We start from the raw sequence: 21,236 nt of genomic DNA on the forward strand, positions 1-21,236 counted from the left end.
GTCAAAACAGATCCTAGGACGCCGCCGATCACGTGGTGCAGGCAGCGGTCCGGTTTGCGCCGACGGCAGTATCCGGGCGCCATCATGACATGGTTGGCATGACGAATTCCGCCCCGGCTCGTATTCCGGTTGGCCAGCGGCTGGTGACCGTTTTCATTCGCGTGTAGAAGCGAACGCCTTCAGGTCCATGCATGTGGTGATCGCCAAAGATGGAAGCCTTCCAGCCGCCGAACGAATGGAACGCCATCGGGACCGGAATCGGAACGTTGATGCCGACCATGCCGACTTTGATCTGGTGAGCGAATTCACGCGCGGCATCGCCGTCGCGCGTGAAGATCGACGTGCCATTGCCGAACGCGTGCTCATTGATGAGCCTCGCGGCTGTCGCGTAGTCCGGCGCACGAACGACGGACAGCACCGGCCCGAAGATCTCCTCCATGTAGATCTTCATGCTCGGCTTGACATGATCGAACAAGGTCCCACCGAGGTAATAGCCACGCTCATAACCCTGCATCCTGAACCTGCGTCCGTCGACCAGCAGTCTTGCACCGTCCGCGACGCCCGCATCGATGTAGCTTCGGACCCTCTCCAGATGCTGCTTCGTGACGAGAGGACCCATCTCGGCTTCGGGATCGGTACCCGGCCCGACCTTCAGGCCTCGAACCTTGGGCTCGAGCGCGGAGATCAGCCTGTCCGCGGTCCCCTCGCCGACCGGCACGGCAACCGAGATCGCCATGCAGCGCTCACCGGCGGAGCCATAGGCGGCGCCCATCAGCGCATCGACCGCCTGATCCATGTCGGCATCGGGCATGACGATCATGTGGTTCTTGGCGCCGCCGAGCGCCTGGCAACGCTTCCCGGTGTTCGCGGCGGTCGAATAGATGTACTGCGCGATGGGCGTGGACCCTACGAAGCTGACCGCCGAGACATCAGGGTGATGCAGCAGTGCATCCACGGCCTCCTTGTCGCCCTGCACGACGTTGAAGACGCCATCCGGCAGGCCCGCTTCCTTCAGCCATTCCGCCATGACGAGGGATGCCGAGGGAACGCGCTCCGACGGCTTCAGGATGAAGGTGTTTCCGCAGGCGAGCGCGACCGGAAACATCCACATCGGGACCATGATCGGAAAATTGAAAGGCGTGATTCCGGCGACTACCCCGAGCGGCTGACGCGTGGAATAGCTGTCGACGCGGGTCCCGACATTCTCGGTGAGCTCGCCCTTGAGCAACTGCGGGGCAGCCGTCGCAAACTCGACCACTTCCATCCCGCGCTGAACTTCCCCGAGGGCATCGGAATGAACCTTGCCGTGCTCTGATACGATCACGTCGGCGAGCTGTCCTGCGCGGTCTTCAAGGATCCGTAGAAAGCGATTCAATACCCGCGCCCGTCGCAAGGGCGTCGTATCGGCCCAGCCCTGCGCTGCCCGGCTGGCTGCAGCCACGGCGTCCGCCACATCGGTCGCGTTGGCGGCCGCGACAGATCCCGTCTGCTCGCCGGTTGCCGGGTTGAAGACAGGCAACCTACGTTCCGTACCGCCTGGCACTCGCCTGCCATTGATGAAATGATTTATCTGCGTAACCACGAGCAGCCTCCTTGTACGTTCCGATACGCGCCTTAAGTTAGGCCGCTTTCATTCCCGCCATATATTTTCCGATCACGCGCTTGTCGGCGCCGTCAGCCGAAACCTCATGGACAATGCGCCCCCCGCTCATGACGAGGATCCTGTCGACCAGGCCAAGCAGTTCGTCGAGGTCTTCAGAGATGAGCAGCACAGCAGCGCCGCCGTTCCGTGCCTCGACGATCCGGCGGTAGGTCTCTTCGCAGGCAACGAAATCGAGTCCGAAGGTCGGATTGGACGCGATCAGCAATCGGACATCTTGAGTGAGTTCTCGCGCCAGAACCGCCCGTTGCACGTTGCCTCCGGACAGCGCGCTCATGCTCGCCGTCAAGCCAGGGGATTTGACACGAAATTGCTTCACGAGCTTCTTGGCCTGCTCCGTGAGCGCTCCATAATTCATTGCAATACCGCGACAGAGCGGCGCCCGATCGAAGTTGCGCAAGGCAAGGTTCTCCGCCAGCGACATCCGATCGATGCAGGCGTTCTTGAGCGGCTCCTGCGGCAACCCGTAGACGCCGAGGCGGGCAATTTCCTTCCGCGTGCCGTTGAACGCGGCGCCGGATACGGCGATCGTACCGCTGCGATCGCGCTGGCCCATCAAGGTCTCGACCAACTCCAACTGTCCGTTCCCGGACACCCCAGCAATTCCCACAATTTCACCTTCGCGAACCTCCAGTGAGAGATCCTTCACGGCTGGTAGTCCGTTGTCCCCGTTCACGGACACCTGTTTCATGGAAAGGACAATATTGCTCTTCGGCGGCAATTTCGGTGCGTGCTGCACGGCCTTGCTGACGGGTTCTCCGATCATTGCTTCGGCCAGGGCATCGTCTGACAGATTCGCGACCGCTCCGGTTCGAACTGACGCGCCACGCCGCAGTACCGTGACGTCGTCGGCGTATCGGCGCACTTCGTGAAACTTGTGGCTGATCAGAACGGCGCTGAGCTCGCCCGCCCGCGTCAGGCTACGAACATAGCCGAGCACCTCATCGGCTTCTGCCGGCGTGAGTACGGACGTCGGCTCGTCCAGGATGAGAAGCTTGCGCCCGAGATAGAGCTGCTTGACGATCTCGGCTTTCTGCTTCTCGCCCGCAGAGAGCTGCGAGACTCGCACGTCGAGCGGGACGTGGAACGGAAGCTTCTTGGTGACTTCGGCCAGCCGCTTCAGCTCGCTTTGCCAGTTGATGTAGGCCGGCAGTCTCGCGCCGCTGACAACGAGGTTCTGCGCGACCGTCATGGACGGAACCAGCGTGAAATGCTGGTACACCATACCGATGCCGAGCGCGTCGGCATCCTTGGGCGAGTTCAGCCGGTGCTCGTGCCCATCCACTTGGATGTGGCCGTCGTCCGGATGGTAAAAGCCGACGAGGCATTTGACCAACGTGCTCTTCCCGGCTCCGTTCTCCCCGAGCAGCGCATGGACGGTGCCCGACCGGATCAGCAGCGACACGTTGTTCAGAGCGAGATTCGCTCCGAAACGCTTCGTCATGTTCTTGAGTTCGACTTGCGGAGCGGTCATCGGACGATCCTCAGAGGATGTATTCCCGTCACAGCGCTTCTCATCGGTGCAGCTTGAGTTCGCCGGGCGCATCGGCGAACGGCGCCGCGCGCGACGTCGAGGCCACCATGATCGCCAGGGTCAGGATGTAGGGAGCCGCGTTGAACAGGTAGTAATAGCCGGTGACGCCAACACCCTGCAGCGCCGGCCCGAGGGCGCCTGCACCGCCGAACAGAAGTGATGCGCCGAGGGCGTTGATGGAACGCCAACGCGCAAAGATGACGAGCGCCACCGCCATGATGCCCTGCCCGCTGGACAGCCCCTCGCTCCAGCTCCCAGGATATGAGAGCGACAGGAAGCTGCCACCGATGCCTGCGAGGAAGCCGCCGGCCATCGTCGCCAGGATGCGCACCCGCAATACCGGAAAGCCAAGCGCGCGTGCCGCATCCTCGCTGTCCCCGACGGTGCGCAGCATCAGTCCCCAGCCAGTCCTGTTCAGGAAGACATAGACGGCAAAGGCCAGTAAAATTCCGACAAAGAACAGCGCGTTCACGTCCAAAGCTGCTCGCACTTGCGGCACGCTCGACCAGAATCCTAGAGATATCGAAGGAAGCGCTGGCGCCTTGGGTTCGATCAAGGGTTTGCCGAAGAAAAACGCCAGGCCTGTGCCGAGCACGATGAGGCTGATACCGATCGCCGTATCGTTGACGCGTTTCACGCTGCACAGGAGACCGTGCAGCAGGCCGAAAGCGGTTCCGGCCAGTCCCGCTGCGAGCACGCCGAGCCAGGGCGAACCAGAAAGATAGGAGACCCCGTATCCCGCCATGGCGCCCAGCATGAGCGTGCCTTCGAGACCCAGATTAATGCGCCCCGATTTTTCGGTGATGAGCTCGCCGATGCTGACGAAGATGAAGGGCGTGGAAACACGGATCGCTCCTCCCAGAATTGCGAGTGGCAGCGTGAGCCAGCCGATTGATGTCACGTCCATGCCTTACCTCCGTGTGTTTTCTCGGAGTTGTTGCGCAATTGCATCCGCGACGAGGACGCAAACGAAGATCAAGCCCTGAAACACCAGCATCGTCGCGTCGGGAAGCTCGAGGCGCCGTTGCAGCAGGCTGGCGCTCGCCTGCATGCCGCCGATCAAGAGCGCGACTGCGACAATCGCAAGCGGCTGGTGGCGCGCCAGGAACGCGACCAGGATTCCACTGTAGCCATAGCCAACGATGAGTGAGGAGTTGGCCGTCCCCTGCACGGCCGCCACTTCGATAGCGCCGGCAACTCCTGCCATTCCGCCCGCCACAAATGTCGCACCGATGACCCAGCGGTTCACGGCCAGGCCGACCATCTTCGCGACCCTGGCGCTACCGCCGACCACGCGCAGCGCAAAGCCCCATCGTGTGTAGCGCAGCACGACGTGGGCGATGATGGCCAGCGCCAGGCTGACCGCAAGCCCGGCAGGAACGCCAACGCCCGGCAGCATGGGCAACATGTAGGACGGATCGATCGGATGGGTCGACGGCTTGTCCAGGCTCGCCGGATCCCGGAGCAGTCCTTCCGTCAGATGGTGAAAAATCGCGATCCCGATGTAGGACAGGAGCAGGCTCGAGATCGTTTCATTCACACCGCGATATTGCCGGAGCACAGCGGCCAAACCGAACCAGAGTCCTCCGGCGAGAGCGCCTGCAGCTAACATGATGACTTGCATCGGAAGTGCGTGCGACCCCGCAAACGGCAACGTCACGACGGCCCCTGCAAGTCCTCCGAGCACCAGAGCGCCCTCGCCGCCGATGATCACCAGCCCTGCCTGTGCGGGTATGGCAACGGCCAAGCCAACCAAGATCAACGGTGCGGCCCGCGACAAGGTATCCTGCCAGGCGAAGCTGCTGCCGAAGCCGCCTTGAACGATCAGGCCGAATACCGTGAAAGGGTTCTGACCATACAAGGCGACGAAGGCTGCAAAGACCGCCGATGCAAGCAGCACCGCCAGGACGGGCAAAGCCACGCTGAGCTGGGCTGCGGTTCGCGGCTGTCTCGAAGGCACGGACTCGATTCCCGAGATCGAAGACAAGATCGCCTCCTAGACTTGGCCGATGATTCCCTCGACGAGGTAGTTGATGCCGTCGAGGACACGGTCGTTGCTGTTCTGCATGACGCCGGCAGGAACAATGACGTTGCCCTTATTGTCCTTGAGCGGGCCGCTGTAGATCACGAGCGTGCCGCCGATAAGGTCTGCTCTTGCCTTATCGGCCGCCGCGCGGGCCTCGGGCGTGACGAGCTTTCCGAAAGGGCTGTTCTTGACGAAATGGTCGGAGATGCCGGCACGCAGGTAGTGCTCCGGCTTTTTGCCGCCACGCACGCTTCCGGCATACACAAGATAAGGCGTGATCCAATTCCATTCGGCTCCCGTGAGATAGCCGTTGGGAGCGACATCCGCCTGGCTCGAATGGTAGCCGCACGACATGACGCCGCGCTTCTCGGCCGTCTCGATCACCACCTTCGGGCTGTCCACCTGGGCCGCGATGACGTCGGCGCCCTGGTCGACGAGCGTATTCGTCGCCTCTGCTTCGCGCACGGGAAGCACCCAATCGCCCGTGAAGATGACCTGCACTTGAATGGCCGGATCGACCGAACGTGCGCCGATTGCGAACGCATTGATGCTGCGAAGAAGATTGGGCGTCGGCTTCGCAGCGACGAGGCCGAGCTTCTTGCTCTTTGTCATGTGGCCCGCGACGATTCCCGAAATGTACTGCGCCTCGAAAATGTAGGCGTAGAATGTGCCGATGTTTTCGGGCATGCCTGCCGTCCAGACGCCGCCGGTGTGAGCGAAGGTGACATCCGGATATTTGGCCGCCATCTCCAGAACGTGAGGCTTGAAGTAGCCGAAGGACGTCGCCAGGATGAGCTGAGCGCCATCCTGGCGGATCATCCCTTCCATGCTGCGCTGGGCCGCGATTGTTTCCGGCACGCGCTCCTCTTCGACGACCTTGATGCCAGGCAGCTTCTTGAGCGCGGCGGCGGCCTGCGCGTGGGACTGGTTGAAGCCGTAATCCTGCTTGGAGCCGGAGTAGAGGATCCCAACCGTAAGGGGTGTTTCAGCGTGCGCAGCCGGAATATCGAGAACGAATGGTGCGGAGCCGGCAGCGGCAAGCATCTGAAGGAACGAGCGACGGTCGAAGGGTTTCAAGGTCATTTTTCTCTCCTGGATGATCAGGCTATGACGAGAATCGTTCGGCAGCAGAGAGCAGGCCTGGCGCATGACATGCGACGAGATCTGCTTCCAGTTCTCTCCGCTCGGCGGCGGACAGAGGCGTGACGGGCGAGCGCACGGCGCCACCGGCAATGCCGATCAGATCGCACCAGTGCTTGACCGCCGCGTTCGGCATATGACCGCTCTTCAGCGGGTCCATGATCCACTTGTTGAAGACGACCCGTTGCGGTGCGAGTGAGGCGCAGATGCGCGCCGCCTCATCCGTTTGTCCGGACGCCAGCAGCGTCACGTAGTTCGCGATCGGACGAAAGTCCCCGCGTTGGTAAAGATACGGCTCAGGGTCGGCATACAGGATCGACTGACCTTCGCCCTGCATGTTGACGAAGAAGTTTTCTTCCAAAGGATCGGAGACGAGCACGCCATTGCGCGCGGCTTGGCGAAGCGCAGCGTTCTCGGCTGTAGTGCCGGTCGTCTTCAGCAGCTTGAGATTGGGCAGCGAACAAAGCTGCGTGAAAACGGCAGGATCCAACGGGCTGGCTGCAGCGGTTCGGGCGTTGAAGATGACGATCGGCATCTCCAGACGTGTGCAGATGTGGTGCAGATACTCGAACTGCTGCGCAGGGGATCGCGGCCCTGAGGTCGGGACCATCAGCACGGCGTGACTGACGCCGAGTCGACGCGCGTGCTCGCCAAGCTCGATGGTCTCTTCAACCGAAGGACCCGAGATCACCACTGAGATCCCGAGACGGCCTCCGGCCTCATCGGCGATCACTTCGATAACGCGCTTCCTCTCCTGCAACGTGAGCGACCAGACCTCGCCGATCAGTCCATTGCAGAACACTCCCGCAAGGCCAGTTGCGATGTAGTGGCGGACATTCCGGCGAACCCCGGCCTCGTCGATAGCTCCGGAATTGTCGAAAGGCGTGTGAATCGCCGCCCAGATTTCAGGGATGTTCTGCCCAATCACCATGCCCGTTTCCGCTTATTGACCGGTTCATTCTATTTATCATGATAAACCGGATTTGCATGAATATGCCCGTTGTGGGAGAAGTGTCAATCGACGAGTCGGTTCTTTTTCGCGGGCCCGCGCTTGATCCGCCCGGAGCATGCACAGGAACCCATTGATGGCTCTGGAGAATTCAGATGACGGTGGAACTGGAAAAAATGCCGAAGCAGCCCGGGCGGCTGAAAATTCAAAAGCGGGCGGATCTCGTTACCGAAGAGATCAAGCAATTGATCACACAGAAGAACCTGCGCCCCGGCGCCAAGCTCCCGATGGAAAAGGAGCTTCAGCGGCTGTTTTCGGTCAGCAAGAGCACCATCCGCGAGGCGCTAAAATCGCTTGAGGTGCAAGGACTGATCACGGTCAGCACCGGTCCGACCGGCGGCGCAACCATTATCGAGGTGCCGCTCGCGCGGACGTTTCAACTGCTACAGAACTATCTGTTCTTCAAGGAAGTCAGCATGGAGGACATCTATGCAGCGCGCCGATTGCTCGAGCCGGAACTGGCTGCCGGCTCAGTGCCATTCCTTTCCGACGAGCAGCTCGACGCTCTGGAGCACAACATCGAGACCTGCCAACCGACCTCGCAAGAACCTGCTCTTCTGGTCCGTCAACGCCAGGCAGATCTGGATTTTCACGACATCCTGGCTGCTGCGAATCCCAATCCCTTCCTGCGCTTCGCATGCGAGCTGATCAACGAGATGCTCCGTCGTCTGGTTGTCTTCAGCACGCAGACACCTCCGGAAGAACACACCAAATTCGGGTGCGCCAACGTCAAGATTCACGCGGAGATCGCGAAAGCCGCCCGTGCGCGAGACAGCGAGCGCGTGCGAGCGCTCATGAAGGCGCATATGGAAGAGGCTTCTGAGTACGTGAAGCGTCTGGATGGCCGACTCGATGGACGACTGATCCTCGACTCGGAGATGGCGCCGCGCCTGCGACCGCTCTCCTAACGAGGTTTGCCGACGCAGCACCACCCGATGAGGTCGCGCTTTTGCGACGTTAGCCACCTGTCTCTGTAATGGCGACAAATGCGAACGCCCGTACGTCGGCAGTATCGTGATTGCCGCGGGCGGATCTTTATGCTCGGCGGCGATCTCGATCTGTGCGCTGGCACTGCGCGCAAGCAATTGACGAGTCGACTGCGACGTACGATCAACAGCTATCATCTTCGAGCGTTTGACCAACATCAATGCGCGGTGATCGCCACAGGCGCGGTGGTGGACTGAGCCCGCACTGCGCCGCCGACATTGCAGTGGGGTCGATGATGCCCGCGGTCTGCACACGGCAACGGCGCTGAGCTTGACGGCCGGTGGCGGCAACACTTGGTCCGTATCACGCATGCTCAGCATACGATGTGCGCAGGAGCTGCTCCTGTTTCAACCGCCGCTCGCAGATAGAGCTAGGCGGGAAGAGCGCATCCGTTCTTGCTTCTGAGAGCCGCAGGCTAGACAGGTGAATACAGCTCACGCATGCATGCAAAGTTCTCATTTGTCGAAGAGTTCTGCGACAACGCAGACTAGCCGCAAAATCAGAGCTTAACAGCGTTTTGGGAAGGATGCGTGCTTCAAGGAAGCCAAATCGCGTTCATTCGGGAAGCCCAGTCTGGCTGATGCAGACCTGGCCGAAAGATGAGTGGCAATTCTCGCCACAGATGAATCGATTTGCCCGCGGCATCGGTACCGCCCGACCGTGCTCGCGCCGCGAGGCGATATCCCCAACCTGCTGATCAGAAAAAGTCACGTGAGAAGCGCTCCAAAGCCGCCTTGGCGGTCTGCGGACGCCCAGAAGAGGAGGAAAAAGGGGATGAAGTTCAGGACGTTTCTCGGCGCGGTCGTTGTCCTAGCGCTCACCGGTGCTTCGGCGCCAGCGGCCGATAAAGATGCCGCCGACATTGCGGTCGAAGCAGCAAAGAAGTACGCGGGCACGACGATCAGCATTGTCTGGGAGGCCGGCCTCCAATCGCTCGACCCACTGAATTACTCGGGCCCCAAGTGGGAGAAGCTGACCGGCATCAAGGTGAAGGTTGTCGAAGTGCCCACCGACCAGATGTTCACCAAGATCATGCAGGATTTCAAATCGGGCGCCGGAGCCTACGACGCGCTGAACGTCATTCCGTCTTGGATGCCTGATCTTGCGCGCGCCGGCGCGCTCGAGCCTCTCGACAAGTACGTCGACAAGTTCAGCTATCGCGACGAGTTGCAGGACATCGCGGCCGCTTACCGCGACAACCAGATGCAGTATGACGGGAAGATTTTCGGCTTTCCGGACGACGGCGACGTGATGCTGCTTTACTACCGGAAAGACATCTTCGATGATCCGAAGATGAAGGACGAATTCAAGGCCAAGTTCGGCTACGAACTCGCTCCGCCAAAGGACTGGAAACAGTTCGACCAGATCGGCCAGTTCATCACCGACAAGATGGCACCCAAGGTTTACGGCGCCGGCTTCTTCCGCACAGCGCCCTATCCGCAATACATGTTCCAGGAGCGCTTCCGCATGGAGGGCGGCAAGTTCTTCAATGCGGACACCATGAAGACGACGGTGAATGGCGACGTCGGCCTCAAGGTGTTCAAACAAATGCTGGCGGAAAACAAGTTCATGCCGCCGGGCGTGGAGCAGTGGAATTTCGTCGACAACCTCGCGGCATTTCTTCAGGGCACAACCGCGATGACGATCTCGTGGCCGCCTTACGGACGTTGGGCCGCCGGCTACGGTTCGGGCGAGGAAGCGTTGAAGTGGGTTCCCAAATCCCAAGTCGCCGGCAAGGTCGGCTACGCGCTCACGCCTCTCGGCCGCCCCGAACTCGGCGTCGGCTTCGACTTGTCGGTGTCGGCCACCAGCAAGAACAAGGAGGCCGCTTATCTCTTCATCCAGTGGCTGAACAGCAAGAAGACCAGCCTCGAGCGCGTCCAGCTCCCCTATACGCTCCGCGATCCGTTCCGCCTGTCGCACTACGCGAGCGAGAAATACCGTGCGCTCTGGCCTGAGGCTCCTGCCTATCTCGATACGATCAAGACATCCGGTGAGAAGGGCCTGCTCGATCTCTCCCTGCTGCAGCAGGACAAATACGACGAGGCGATGACCAAGGCGATTTCGAGCCTCTGGGCTAGCGAAGATCCCAAGGCCATCCTCGACCGCATGGCGCAACAATTCGACGCCATCACCGAGAAGGTTGGCATTGAAAATCAAAAGGCCGTCTACAAGGTCTGGGCGGCTAAGCCCGGCGCCTATCCGCAATAGCTGCCCTGGACACCACACGGGAGGCGTCGCCCTCCCGTTCGGCGTCGTTTCCTGGACTGATGATGACGCTTTCCGCAAGTCTCAATGGTGCCGAGCAACGCCGCCCGAGCCGCCTCGGGCGCATGCTCGAGGACCGCCTCCCCTATCTCATCGTCGCACCGGCCATTCTGATCCTTCTCCTGGTCGGCTTGTTCCCCCTCATCTACTCGCTGATCGTGAGCTTCCAGCGCATCACGATGACCGAGAACGACACATCCTTTGTCGGCCCCTTGAACTATGCGGAGCTCTTCCGGGATGCTCGCCTCTGGGCTTCGCTCGGCCACACAGCCATCATCACGGCAATCGCCCTGCCGCTTGAGCTGCTGATCGGCTTCCTGATGGCGCAGCTCTTCATTGATCGTATGCCCGGTCGCCAGATCTTCGTCGCGCTGCTGGTCCTCCCCACGGTGATTTCTCCGATTGTCGCGGGAGCGACCTGGCGTCTGATGTTCGACGTCCGCTTCGGTCCGATCGGCGAGATCCTGAGCTTCATCGCCGGCGAGCCGGTCCGGATTTTGTGGACGGTCAATCCCGCCTACGTCTATCCCGCGATCATCATCTGCGAGGTCTGGCAGTGGTCGCCGTTCATGTTCCTGTTGCTGCTTGCAGCGCTGTCAAATGTCGACCAGTCGCAGCTCGAAGCTGCGGAGATTGATGGCGCATCATACCTGCGCGTGCTCCGCGCGATCGTTCTGCCGGCCATCGCCCCCGTGGTCGCCGTCGCTTGCCTGATCCGGGGCCTGGACCTCGTCCGCATCTTCGACATCATCTGGGCTCTTACCGAAGGCGGCCCGGGGTCGATGACCGAGACCGTCTCGCTCTACACCTACGTCCAGGGCTTCTCGCAATTCGAGACGAGCTATACGGCCGCGATCTCGTTCCTGGTGATTGCGCTGTTGACGCTCATCACCACCCTGGTCCTCAAGCGTATGGACCTTGCGCGATGAGGGTTGCCAAGCTTCCGGCGAGAAAAGCCCGCATCCTGGCGCTTCGCTATCTCGGCGCCGGCGTCGTAACCTTGCTGTTTCTGTTTCCGGTCTACTGGCTGTTCATGATTTCGTTCAAGACGCCGGACGAGATCTATCATGTGCCGCCCTTATGGATCCCCGGACAGATCCAGTTCTCGAACTATTACGTGCTGTTCAAGGATGGTGACGTCTTGGCCGTCCTGAACAGTCTGATCGTCGCCGGCGTGAGTTCCGCCATTGCGATCGTTCTTGGGACACTCTGCGCCTACAGCCTCGCCCGGTTCGGAACCGGCGGCGAGAACCTCGCAATGTGTATCATCTCCCAGCGCATGATCCCGCCGATCGCGGTCGTATTTCCGATCTTCCTGATCTACGTGTATTTCGGTCTCGTCGACGGCTACTTCGGACTGATCCTGCTCTATACGGCGTTCAATCTTCCCTACGTCATCTGGATGATGCGCGGCTACATCGTCGACGTTCCGCTGGAGCTCGAGGAAAGCGCTCTCGTTGACGGCCTGAACCGATGGGAAGTGATCTGGAAAGTCGTCTTCCCGATGGTGCGCCCGGGGCTCATGGCGACGTCGGTCTTCACCTTCGTATTCGCCTGGAATGACTTCCTCTTCGCGCTGGTGCTCACACGCACCGAGGTCATCACGTTTCCGGTCATGCTGACGCACTACTTCGGCGGACAATCAAATTTCTGGGCAAAGATCGCAGCGATGTCCGTATTGGGGACCTTGCCGATCTTCGTCGCAGTCTCGGTGATGCAGCGCTATCTCGTGCGCGGCATCTCCTTGGGCGCAGTCAAGGGTTAGGGAGAGCGGAGTGGCTGATGTCAAGCTATCCGGGGTGCATAAATACTACGGCAGCGTGCACGCGGTTCGAGGTGTCGATCTCACCATCGCCGACGGCGAATTCGCAGTGCTTGTAGGGCCGTCCGGCTGCGGCAAGAGCACGCTCTTACGAACGATAGCCGGTCTTGAAGACCCTGACCGCGGAACCATCACGATCGGTGGCGCGGTGGTCAACGATCTGCGCCCGCGCGAGCGTAACATCGCGATGGTATTTCAAAATTACGCGCTCTACCCCTACTTGACGGTCAACGAGAACATCGCCTTCGGTCTGCGCGCCCGCAAGACTCCAGAAATGGAGATCAGGAAGCGGGTCAGCGAAGCCGCCGACATGCTCGGCATCGGAAATCTCTTGCAGCGCTATCCGCGTCAGCTCTCCGGCGGACAGCGTCAGCGGGTCGCCATCGGACGCGCCATCGTCCGCAAGGCGGACCTGTTCCTGTTCGACGAACCGCTGTCGAATCTCGACGCTCAATTGCGCGATGAGATGCGGACCGAGATCAAGCGTCTGCATCACGAGATCACGACGACGATGATCTACGTCACCCACGATCAGGTCGAGGCGATGACGCTCGCTGACCGCATCGTGCTGCTCCGCGATGGAAAGATCGAGCAGCAAGGGGCCCCGCTTGAACTGTTCGAGCAGCCCCGTACGGGCTTTGTGGCCGGCTTCCTCGGGTCTCCGTCGATCAATCTCGTCCCGGCGACCCTCAAGACGAACGGCGGCTGCGCCGCAGTTGTGTTTCAGTCCGGCGGTGCGCTGACGCTTCCGAGCGCAAGAGCCAAATTGCTGACAGGTGCGGATGGCCAAGAAGTTCTCGTCGGCATTCGACCCCAGCACTTCAGCCGGGCTGGCGGCGGACCTCTGCGCGACGGGGTGGTCTCCTATTCGGCCGTCGCCGATCTCATTCAGCCGACGGGGACCCGTACATTCACCACCATCAAGATCGGCGGCGTCGATGCGGTCGCGGAGCTCCAGGCTCATGACGTCAGCAGCCATGGCGAGCGGATCGACCTCGCCATCGACCTCAATCGCGTGGTGCTGATCGATCCGGCCAGCGGCCTGGTCATCTCGTAACGAGCGCCGGCAATCTGGAGAACGGGAGGAAAAGATGGCGTCGAGACTGTTTGCCACCGGAATTGGAGCGCCGGAGGGGCCGGTGTGCCTGCCCGATGGATCGATGTATGTGACCGAAATGTCAGCGTCGACCCTTTGTGTTACACGGCTTGATCCTCGCGGCAATCGCAGGGTCATCCGGACGACGGGTGGGCGTCCGAACGGGTTGACGACTGACGGCGACGGTCGGATCTGGATCGCGGAAGCAGGCCTCCGGGCGCTGATTTGCATCGACGAAGGCGGAAACGAGATCCGGCGCATGCAAGGCGCAGGTACGGACCGCTTTCTATTTCCGAACGATCTTTGCTTCGGCCCGAACGGACTGCTCTACATGACTGACTCCGGCATGGCCGCGGAGGACTTCATCAATGGTCAGGCCTTCGTCGACGGCTATCTGAACCTTGATTGGGACGGCCGTGTGTATGAGATCGATCCGGCCGCCATGAAGGTGCTACGCGTACTCGATCGCAAGATCCGCTTCACCAACGGCATTGCTTTCGGCTCCGACAATCACCTCTATGCCAACGCGTCCTTCACCGGCGAGATCTACCGATATGACGTGCTCGGCGAAGCCTCGCCTAGACGAGAGGTCTTCGGCAACGTGCTGCAACCGGATGCCAATCCCGATTTCAAAGGTCCGGACGGGATGGCATTCGGCACGGATGGCCGACTCTATTGCACGGTCTACAACCAGAAGAACGTCACGGTGCTGGACCGCCGGGGTGAGGTCGCCGACCGGCTGATCCTGGATGGGCCGCGGCCGACGAATTGCGCCTTCACGCTCGAGGGCAAGAAGCTACGCGTGACTGAAGTCGGCAAGGGCCAGGTCGAGGAGATCGATATGCCCTGCGAAGGCTTGCCGCTGCATCTGCCGAAATTCGCCTGACGAGGTGCCTCGCGGTTTTGTCCCGCGAAGCGTCCCGCCGAGGCGTCAAAGGAAGCCGATCGATAGCCAGGGCACGGCTGCGACGATCAGTGTACCGATCAAGAGCGCGATCATGTAGCCCACGATCGGCTTCATTCCCTCGTCCGGGTTGATGCGACTGATCGCGCAGGCCGCGTAGTAGCCGACGCCGAACGGTGGCGCGAACAGCCCGATGCCCATGGCCAGAACGACCACCATCGCATAGTGGACATCGTGCACCCCGACCTGCCGCGCGATCGGGAACAACAGCGGTCCGAACAGGACGATGGCCGGAATCCCTTCCAGAACGCTGCCCAGGATCACGAAGGTCACGATCGTCACGGCGAGGAACACAGGAACGCCGCCGGGAAGGCTGGTCATGAACTTGGCAAGAGAGGCGGAAAATCCCGACTGAGTCAGCGCCCACGCCATGCCCGTCGCCGCGCCGATGATGAGGAGAATCGCCCCCGACAGCGAGGCCGTCTCGAGCAGCATCGGATAGATGCGACGCCAGTCGAACTGCCGATAGATCAAGAGACCCGCACAGGCCGAGTACAGGATGCCAATGGTCGAGACCTCCGTCGCCGTCGCAACCCCTTCGACGACAGCGGTCCGGATCACGAATGGCAGCGCGATCGCCGGTATCGCGATCACGAAGGCGCGGCCGATCTGCCGCCCCGTCGCTCGTTTGACGTGAGACAGGTCCTCGCGGCGGTATCGCCACCACACCACGGCCGCGAGCATGACCGCGAGCACCACGCCCGGAAGCAACCCGCCGGTGAACAGCGCCGAGATCGATACACCGGTCACTGAGCCGATCGTGATCAAAACCAGTGACGGGGGAATCGTCTCGGTCTGCGCCCCCGTCGCGGCCAGGAGCGCAACGAGATCGCCGGGCTTGGCCCCCCGCTGCCGCATCTCGGGAAACAATACCGGCGCCACCGCAGCCATGTCCGCCGCCTTGGAGCCGGAAATGCCCGAGACCAGATACATCGCCCCGACGAGCACGTAGTGCAGTCCGCCGCGCACGTGGCCCAGAAGGCTTGCAAGGAAGCTGACCATGGCCCGCGCCATGCCCGTCATCTCGATCAGAAGGCCGAGAAAGACGAAGAGAGGCACGGCGAGCAAGATCAGGTGGCTCATGCCCTCATCCATTCGTCCGATCATCACCACGTCGGGCGTGTTGGTTGTCAGGGCGAGATAGCCGACCGTGGCGAGGCCGAATGCGAACGCGATCGGCACGGCCGCAAAGACCATCGCGCCGACCACGAAAACGAAGAAGATCAGAAGATTCAGATTGCCAAGCGGCTTCAAGACCGGCGCCAGCAGAATGAACGTCCCGATGATGCCTGCGACGATCGCGAGCGAAGCCAGCAAGCTGCGCAGGCTCGCGATGCGGATGAGCCGGAGGACGGCTGCGATCAGCATCAGCCCGATCCCGATCGGCAACGCCGCCGCTCGCCAGCTGTTGACGATCTCGAGCGCCGGCGTGGTGACGAATGCCTCGTCGGCGGCGAATTCATAGGCCGGCCAAACGACGAGCGCGAGGAACGCCAGAGATGCCGCGGCCGCGACGACATCCAGGAACGCACGAACTTCCGCACTGAGAACGCCGACGATGGCGGTCATTCGCATGTGCTCGCCGCGCTGGAACGCGATCACGGACCCGAACATGGCGAGCCAGAGGAAGAGAATGCCGGCGAGCTCGTCGGACCAGACGATCGGCGAGCGGAACACGTATCGGCTCACGATGCCCGCGGACAGCACGGCGATCTCCGCCAGGACCAGCAGCGCCGCCGGCACCGCGACGGCGTGGCCAAGTACCATGTTTGCCTCGACCACCCATCGGCGCGAGTTCGCTTGAGATGTGCCGGCCGCGGTCCCGGTATCCACATGCGGCGTATGGCTCATGCTGGTCATGACAGCTGGCCCGCTGCTTTTTCGAGCTGAGACCACGCCTCCTCGCCAAACTTGCCCTTCCAGTCGGCGTAGAAGCTGGTTTTGGACAAGGCTTGGCGGAACGCAGTCCGATCGACGTCGATGAACTTGAGGCCTTTGGCCGAGAGATCGGTTCGCAATGACTGGCTGAGCTTCGCGATGTCGGCCCGTTGGTCAACGGCGGAGCGATCGAGCTCGCGCGTCACGATCTCCTGCACGTCCTTCGGCAGACGCTCGAAGGCGCGCTTGTTGCCCAGGATCCAGTAGCCGTCCCAGACGTGCCCGGTCAGACTGCACGTGCTCTGCACTTCGTAGAGACGCGCGGTCGCAATGATCGGCAACGGATTCTCCTGGCCGTCGACGACCTTGGTCTGCAACGCGGAATAGACCTCGTTGAAGTTGATCGGCGTCGGCCCGGCGCCGAGCGCCTTGAAGAGCGAGGTGAGCAGCGGCGCGGGCGGAACGCGGATCTGGAAATTCTTCAGATCATCCGGTGTCCGGACCTCGCGGCCCGACGAGGTCACTTGACGAAAGCCGTTATCCCAGGCCTTCGACACCGCCATGATCGGCGTCTTGGCGATCTGCGCCCGGATGTAGGTGCCGAGGTCGCCGTCCATCGCCTTCCATACGCCATCGTAGTCGGCGAATGCGAAGCCGGTGTTTACAATGCCTGCGCTAGGTACGAGGGTGGCAAGAATCGAGGACGATTGGTTGAAGAACTCGACGCCGCCGCTGCGAACCTGGGTCAGAAGCTCGGTGTCGGAGCCGAGCTGGTTGGCCGGGAATAGCCTGATCTCCAGCCGACCGCTCGTCGCTTCGCGGATACGGTCGATCGCCTCTTGCGCCCGGATATTCACCGGATGCGTTGGATCCTGTCCGGTCGCGAACTTGTAGACGAACTCGGCGGCAGACGCCGGGCGGGTCAGAATCCCGATGAGAGGAACGGCCGTGGCCGCCATCAACAGCGAACGGCGGCTGATACTTCCGGGCTTCGAGACAATCATGTTTTCCTCCTGGTCCTTTATTGACGTTGCTGCCCGCTGCATCAGCGCACGCTGGCGTGCGGCTTTCCGGGTTCTCCGGTTGCCGGCTCTAGATCACAGACATTTGGGCAGGAGCAATCACTCGCCGCCACAACATGCGACGGGCGTAGCTCCTCACCTGAGCTTGGCTCGATTGGCGCTTAGCGCCGGTATCCTAAAGCCACTTCTTGATCTGTCGTGCGACCTCTACAGTGGAAATCCCGTAGCGGTCGTGCAGCGTCGGAAGTGCACCAGCATCAAGAAACTCGTCCGGCAATGCGATCTGGCGGAAAGTCGGATGGACGCCTGAACGCATCAGAAGTGCGGCAACCGCCTCGCCGAGACCGCCAATTGTTGTGTGGTTTTCGGCAACGACGACGAGCCGGCCCGGCCTGCCGGCTTCGCGCAAGATCGTCTCGGCGTCGAGCGGCTTGATGGTTGGCACATGCAGCACCGCAACATCGACGCTGTCGTCCTTCAAGGTTTGCGCGGCCTCAAGCGCACGCATGGTCATGATGCCGGAGGAAATGACCAGGGCGTCCTTCCCGTCACGGATCAGCTTGGCCTTGCCGAGCTCGAATTTGTAGTCGTACTCGTCCAGCACGACCGGCACCTGGCCGCGCAGCAAGCGCATGTAGACCGGCCCGTGATGCGCCGCGATAGCAGGCACCAACTGCTCGATCTCGTGGGCATCGCAGGGATCGATGACCGTCATGTTCGGCATGGCGCGAAACAGCGCGAGATCCTCCGCGGCCTGGTGACTCGGGCCGTAGCCCGAGGTCAGGCCGGGCAATGCGCAGACGATCTTCACGTTGCGGTCTTCCTCCGCGATCGTCTGGTGAATGAAATCGTAAGCCCGCCGAGACGCGAACACCGCGTAGGTTGTCGCGAATGGCATGAAACCTTCGGCGGCGAGGCCGGAGGCTGCGCCGAACAGAAGCTGCTCGGCCATGCCCATCTGGTAATAACGGTCCGGAAATTCCTTCGCAAAGATGTGCAGATCGGTGTATTTGCCGAGATCGGCCGTCATGCCGACCACCTCAGGGCGGTGGCGTGCGAGTTCGACGAGCGCGTGTCCAAAGGGCGCAGGCTTCGTCTTCTGCCCCTCGGCCGCGATCGATGCGATCATCGCTGAGGTGGTCAGGCGCGGCTTGCCCGGCTGCGGTGCTGATCTGACGGTCTTCATGCCTGCCTCCCGGCTTCCAGCGCGGCAAGCGCGAGCTGCCATTCGTGCGGCTCGACGCGGATGAAATGGCTCTTCTCGCGTTGCTCGAGGAAGGGAACACCCTTCCCCATCAGCGTGTCGGCGACGATCATCCGCGGCTTGGGCTCGGGATGAGACTTGGCGGCGTCGAAGGCGGCAATCACGGCATCGAGATCGTTGCCGTTGACGCGCTGCACGAACCAGCCAAAGGCCTGAAGCTTGTCCACCAGCGGCTCGAATGCCATCACCTGCGTGGAAGGGCCGTCCGCCTGCTGATTGTTGACGTCGACAATGCCGATCACATTGTCGAGCTTGTAGTGACCCGCCGACTGGATGGCCTCCCAGACCGAGCCTTCGTCAAGCTCGCCATCGGAGAACAAGGTGTACACCCGCGCCTCGGATTTCTTGCGTTTGAGTCCCAGGCCCATGCCGACCGCGATGCTGAGTCCGAGCCCGAGCGAGCCGCCCGACATTTCCATGCCGGGTGTGTAGGAGGCCATGCCCGACATCGGCAGGCGGCTCTCGTCGCTGCCATAAGTTTCGAGCTCTTCCTCGGGGACAATCCCCGCCTCTATCAAGGCCGCGTAGAGCGCGATGGCATAATGCCCGTTGGAGAGCAGAAAGCGGTCTCGCTCCTCCCAGGACGGATCTTCGGGTCTGTAGCGCATCGCATGGAAATAGGCGACGGCGAGAACGTCAGAGATGTCGAGCGCCTGTGCGATATAGCCTTGGCCCTGAACTTCGCCCATGCGCAGGGCATTGCGGCGAATATTGTGGGCGCGGTCCGTCAGCTTGGGCGTGTTCGTAAGCGCGTTGGTCGAGGTTTCCATCGATCTGACCCTTGTCTCGCTGGCTCAGTGGATGAGCATGCCGCCGTTCACGTCGATCACGGCGCCGGTTACGTAGGCGGAGAGATCCGAGGCCAGGAAGGTGTAGATACCGGCGACGTCTTCGGCCGTACCGAGACGATTGAGCGGAATGCCTTCCAGGATCTTCGCCCTCATCTCGTCGGTCAGCTTGCCCGCGGTGATATCGGTGCCGATCAGGCCGGGCGTGACGCAATTGACGCGAATGCCGTCCGGGCCGAACTCTCGGGCCATCGCCTTGGCGAGACCAAGTACGCCGGCCTTCGCGGCCGAATAGTGCGGACCGCCAAAAATTCCGCCGCCGCGCTGAGCCGAGACCGATGACATGCATGCGATGGATCCAGATTTCCGTGCGCGCATATGCGGGATCACCGCCTGGGAGAGGAACAGGATGCCCTTGAGATTGACGTCCTGAATGCGATCCCAATCGGCTGCCGAAATCTCCAGGAACTTCACCGGTTGGGTGATGCCGGCATTGTTGATCAGGACATCGATGGCGCCGAAGGATTCGATCACGCAGGCGACTGCCTGCTCGCAGGACGATTTGTTGGCGACGTCGCACCCTAGTCCGATGTGGGAATTTCCGAGCGATGCCGCAGCATCCGCCGCAGCGCCGGCGTCAATATCCAGAATGGCGACCCGAGCGCCCTCGGCGGCGAACCGCCGGGCGGTGGCAAGCCCGATCCCGCGCGGCGAGGCCGCGCCCGAAATGATCGCCGTCTTACCGCTGAGCAGCATCAGTTCCTCCCGCAAATTGTTCTTCCTTGGCGCTTAGGAATGACCCGCCGACGGCCAGCGGACAAGCGCGCAGTTGTCACGGATCGATGAATCTGGTTCACTTATGGGATGCTGTCGAATATCCCCCTATCGGCAATTCGTGCCTTTGAAGCGGCTGCCCGCACCGGATCGTTTCGCGATGCGGCGAATGAGCTTCACCTGACGCCAAGTGCGGTCAGTCATGCCATCCGTAAGCTGGAGGACACGCTTCGGACCGTTCTGTTCGAGCGCGGCGCGCGGTCAGTGCGGCTCACGCCAGCAGGCGAAAATCTGATGCGCCACACGGGAGCAGCATTCGATCAGCTCCGCCGCGGCCTCGAGGAAGTCGCCGCGCGCGGACCGCAATTGGTGCGCGTCCACTCCGCGCCAAGCTTTGCCGCTCAATGGCTGGCGCCGCGGCTCGCACAGTTTCTCGCCGCTTATCCGAAGCTCGAAGTTCGGCTGGCAGCAAGCACAGATTATGCGCGCTTCAGCAACGACGATTTCGATATCGACATCGTCTACGGCCCGCCGCGCGCGGAGGGCGTCGAAATTGTTCCTTTGCCGGAGGAGACGGTCACGCCACTCTGCTCGCCCTCGCTCGCAAAATCGATACGAAAGCCTGCCGATCTCCTCGATCAGACGCTCATCCGCTCCGACGTGAAGCGGGTGCAGTGGCACCAATGGTTCACCGCGAATGGGTTGGAAGCACCTGCGCTTCACGGCATGAGATTCGACCGCAGCTTTCTTGCGATTGCGACGGCTGCGGAGGGATTGGGCGTAGCGCTGGAATCAACCCTTCTGGCCGAACGCGAACTGGCGAGCGGGCGATTGGTAGCTCCATTGGCGGGACGGGCCAACGATATCCGCTACGTCGGTCACCGCCTGATCTACCCGCGCGCCAGCCGACAGCGATCGGCCGTGCGAGCGTTTGCAGATTGGCTCGTGGCGCAACTTGAGGGGCAAAACACGCGCTCCTCAGAGTGACTGCAACCATGGCCCTC

The 21,236-nt window shown here is 61.6% G+C and carries 18 protein-coding genes; 7 read left to right on the top strand and 11 right to left on the bottom strand.

What is annotated here, in order from left to right:
- Positions 1-82: 82 nt before the first annotated feature.
- The 6 genes from EI171_RS38730 to EI171_RS38755 are packed head-to-tail and all read right to left on the bottom strand — an operon-like array spanning position 83 to position 7,291.
- Complete coding sequence (locus EI171_RS38730; protein WP_161536403.1) at positions 83-1,582, bottom strand: CoA-acylating methylmalonate-semialdehyde dehydrogenase; 1,500 nt, start codon at positions 1,580-1,582, stop codon at positions 83-85.
- Between the two features lie 37 nt (positions 1,583-1,619).
- Positions 1,620-3,134, bottom strand: coding sequence for an ABC transporter ATP-binding protein (locus EI171_RS38735; protein WP_161536404.1), 1,515 nt, complete (start codon positions 3,132-3,134; stop codon positions 1,620-1,622).
- 40 nt (positions 3,135-3,174) lie between these two features.
- The gene (locus EI171_RS38740; protein WP_161536405.1) at positions 3,175-4,101 is read right to left on the bottom strand and encodes an ABC transporter permease; all 927 of its coding nucleotides are present in this window, start codon (positions 4,099-4,101) and stop codon (positions 3,175-3,177) included.
- Positions 4,102-4,104: 3 nt separating this feature from the next.
- The gene (locus EI171_RS38745) at positions 4,105-5,181 is read right to left on the bottom strand and encodes an ABC transporter permease (protein WP_161536406.1); all 1,077 of its coding nucleotides are present in this window, start codon (positions 5,179-5,181) and stop codon (positions 4,105-4,107) included.
- A 9-nt stretch (positions 5,182-5,190) separates the two neighbouring features.
- Positions 5,191-6,303, bottom strand: coding sequence for a BMP family ABC transporter substrate-binding protein (locus EI171_RS38750; RefSeq protein WP_202633058.1), 1,113 nt, complete (start codon positions 6,301-6,303; stop codon positions 5,191-5,193).
- Between the two features lie 22 nt (positions 6,304-6,325).
- Entirely contained in the window at positions 6,326-7,291 is a 966-nt protein-coding gene (locus EI171_RS38755) for a dihydrodipicolinate synthase family protein (RefSeq protein WP_161536407.1), read from the bottom strand.
- A gap of 173 nt (positions 7,292-7,464) precedes the next feature.
- On the opposite strand from EI171_RS38755, the gene EI171_RS38760 reads away from it, so the two are divergent.
- The 6 genes from EI171_RS38760 (at position 7,465) to EI171_RS38785 (ending at position 14,428) form a co-directional block, all read left to right on the top strand.
- Entirely contained in the window at positions 7,465-8,277 is an 813-nt protein-coding gene (locus EI171_RS38760) for a FadR/GntR family transcriptional regulator (RefSeq protein WP_202633059.1), read from the top strand.
- 853 nt (positions 8,278-9,130) lie between these two features.
- A complete protein-coding gene (locus tag EI171_RS38765) occupies positions 9,131-10,567 on the top strand; it encodes a sugar ABC transporter substrate-binding protein (protein WP_161536408.1) in 1,437 nt (478 codons plus the stop codon).
- 62 nt (positions 10,568-10,629) lie between these two features.
- Entirely contained in the window at positions 10,630-11,553 is a 924-nt protein-coding gene (locus EI171_RS38770; protein WP_161536409.1) for a carbohydrate ABC transporter permease, read from the top strand.
- Entirely contained in the window at positions 11,550-12,389 is an 840-nt protein-coding gene (locus EI171_RS38775; RefSeq protein WP_161536410.1) for a carbohydrate ABC transporter permease, read from the top strand. Before EI171_RS38770 ends, EI171_RS38775 begins: the two co-directional genes overlap by 4 nt.
- 10 nt (positions 12,390-12,399) lie before the next feature.
- Positions 12,400-13,503 carry an ABC transporter ATP-binding protein gene (locus EI171_RS38780; protein WP_161536411.1) on the top strand — a complete coding sequence of 368 codons (1,104 nt, stop codon included), beginning with the start codon at positions 12,400-12,402 and terminating at the stop codon, positions 13,501-13,503.
- Positions 13,504-13,801: 298 nt separating this feature from the next.
- Complete coding sequence (locus EI171_RS38785; protein ID WP_371740334.1) at positions 13,802-14,428, top strand: SMP-30/gluconolactonase/LRE family protein; 627 nt, start codon at positions 13,802-13,804, stop codon at positions 14,426-14,428.
- A 45-nt stretch (positions 14,429-14,473) separates the two neighbouring features.
- Here the strand turns inward: EI171_RS38785 and EI171_RS38790 are convergent, their stop codons facing one another.
- From EI171_RS38790 to EI171_RS38810, 5 genes are all read right to left on the bottom strand, one after another.
- Positions 14,474-16,273 (bottom strand): TRAP transporter large permease subunit, encoded by a 1,800-nt coding sequence (locus EI171_RS38790; RefSeq protein ID WP_246740361.1) that lies wholly within the window; start codon positions 16,271-16,273, stop codon positions 14,474-14,476.
- A gap of 89 nt (positions 16,274-16,362) precedes the next feature.
- Positions 16,363-17,388, bottom strand: a complete 1,026-nt coding sequence (locus EI171_RS38795) for a TRAP transporter substrate-binding protein (RefSeq protein ID WP_202633060.1) — start codon at positions 17,386-17,388, stop codon at positions 16,363-16,365.
- A 193-nt stretch (positions 17,389-17,581) separates the two neighbouring features.
- On the bottom strand, positions 17,582-18,592 hold the full coding sequence (locus EI171_RS38800; RefSeq protein WP_202633061.1) for a transketolase family protein: 1,011 nt from the start codon (positions 18,590-18,592) through the stop codon (positions 17,582-17,584).
- Positions 18,589-19,440, bottom strand: a complete 852-nt coding sequence (locus EI171_RS38805; protein ID WP_161536416.1) for a transketolase — start codon at positions 19,438-19,440, stop codon at positions 18,589-18,591. Before EI171_RS38805 ends, EI171_RS38800 begins: the two co-directional genes overlap by 4 nt.
- A 24-nt stretch (positions 19,441-19,464) precedes the next feature.
- On the bottom strand, positions 19,465-20,214 hold the full coding sequence (locus EI171_RS38810) for an SDR family NAD(P)-dependent oxidoreductase (protein WP_161536417.1): 750 nt from the start codon (positions 20,212-20,214) through the stop codon (positions 19,465-19,467).
- Positions 20,215-20,322: 108 nt separating this feature from the next.
- On the opposite strand from EI171_RS38810, the gene EI171_RS38815 reads away from it, so the two are divergent.
- On the top strand, positions 20,323-21,219 hold the full coding sequence (locus EI171_RS38815) for a LysR substrate-binding domain-containing protein (RefSeq protein ID WP_161536418.1): 897 nt from the start codon (positions 20,323-20,325) through the stop codon (positions 21,217-21,219).
- Positions 21,220-21,236 lie beyond the last annotated feature (17 nt).

This window comes from Bradyrhizobium sp. LCT2, assembly GCF_009931255.1.
Taxonomy (GTDB): Bacteria; Pseudomonadota; Alphaproteobacteria; order Rhizobiales; family Xanthobacteraceae; genus Bradyrhizobium; species Bradyrhizobium diazoefficiens.

Coding starts and splice junctions, on each gene's coding strand:
- EI171_RS38735 (WP_161536404.1), bottom strand. CDS start 3,134: ATGACCGCTCCGCAAGTCGAACTCAAGAACATGACGAAGCGTTTCGGA.
- EI171_RS38740 (WP_161536405.1), bottom strand. CDS start 4,101: ATGGACGTGACATCAATCGGCTGGCTCACGCTGCCACTCGCAATTCTG.
- EI171_RS38750 (WP_202633058.1), bottom strand. CDS start 6,303: ATGACCTTGAAACCCTTCGACCGTCGCTCGTTCCTTCAGATGCTTGCC.
- EI171_RS38755 (WP_161536407.1), bottom strand. CDS start 7,291: ATGGTGATTGGGCAGAACATCCCTGAAATCTGGGCGGCGATTCACACG.
- EI171_RS38760 (WP_202633059.1), top strand. CDS start 7,465: ATGACGGTGGAACTGGAAAAAATGCCGAAGCAGCCCGGGCGGCTGAAA.
- EI171_RS38765 (WP_161536408.1), top strand. CDS start 9,131: ATGAAGTTCAGGACGTTTCTCGGCGCGGTCGTTGTCCTAGCGCTCACC.
- EI171_RS38770 (WP_161536409.1), top strand. CDS start 10,630: ATGACGCTTTCCGCAAGTCTCAATGGTGCCGAGCAACGCCGCCCGAGC.
- EI171_RS38775 (WP_161536410.1), top strand. CDS start 11,550: ATGAGGGTTGCCAAGCTTCCGGCGAGAAAAGCCCGCATCCTGGCGCTT.
- EI171_RS38785 (WP_371740334.1), top strand. CDS start 13,802: ATGCAAGGCGCAGGTACGGACCGCTTTCTATTTCCGAACGATCTTTGC.
- EI171_RS38790 (WP_246740361.1), bottom strand. CDS start 16,273: ATGGTACTTGGCCACGCCGTCGCGGTGCCGGCGGCGCTGCTGGTCCTG.
- EI171_RS38795 (WP_202633060.1), bottom strand. CDS start 17,388: ATGATTGTCTCGAAGCCCGGAAGTATCAGCCGCCGTTCGCTGTTGATG.
- EI171_RS38800 (WP_202633061.1), bottom strand. CDS start 18,592: ATGAAGACCGTCAGATCAGCACCGCAGCCGGGCAAGCCGCGCCTGACC.
- EI171_RS38805 (WP_161536416.1), bottom strand. CDS start 19,440: ATGGAAACCTCGACCAACGCGCTTACGAACACGCCCAAGCTGACGGAC.
- EI171_RS38810 (WP_161536417.1), bottom strand. CDS start 20,214: ATGCTGCTCAGCGGTAAGACGGCGATCATTTCGGGCGCGGCCTCGCCG.
- EI171_RS38815 (WP_161536418.1), top strand. CDS start 20,323: ATGCTGTCGAATATCCCCCTATCGGCAATTCGTGCCTTTGAAGCGGCT.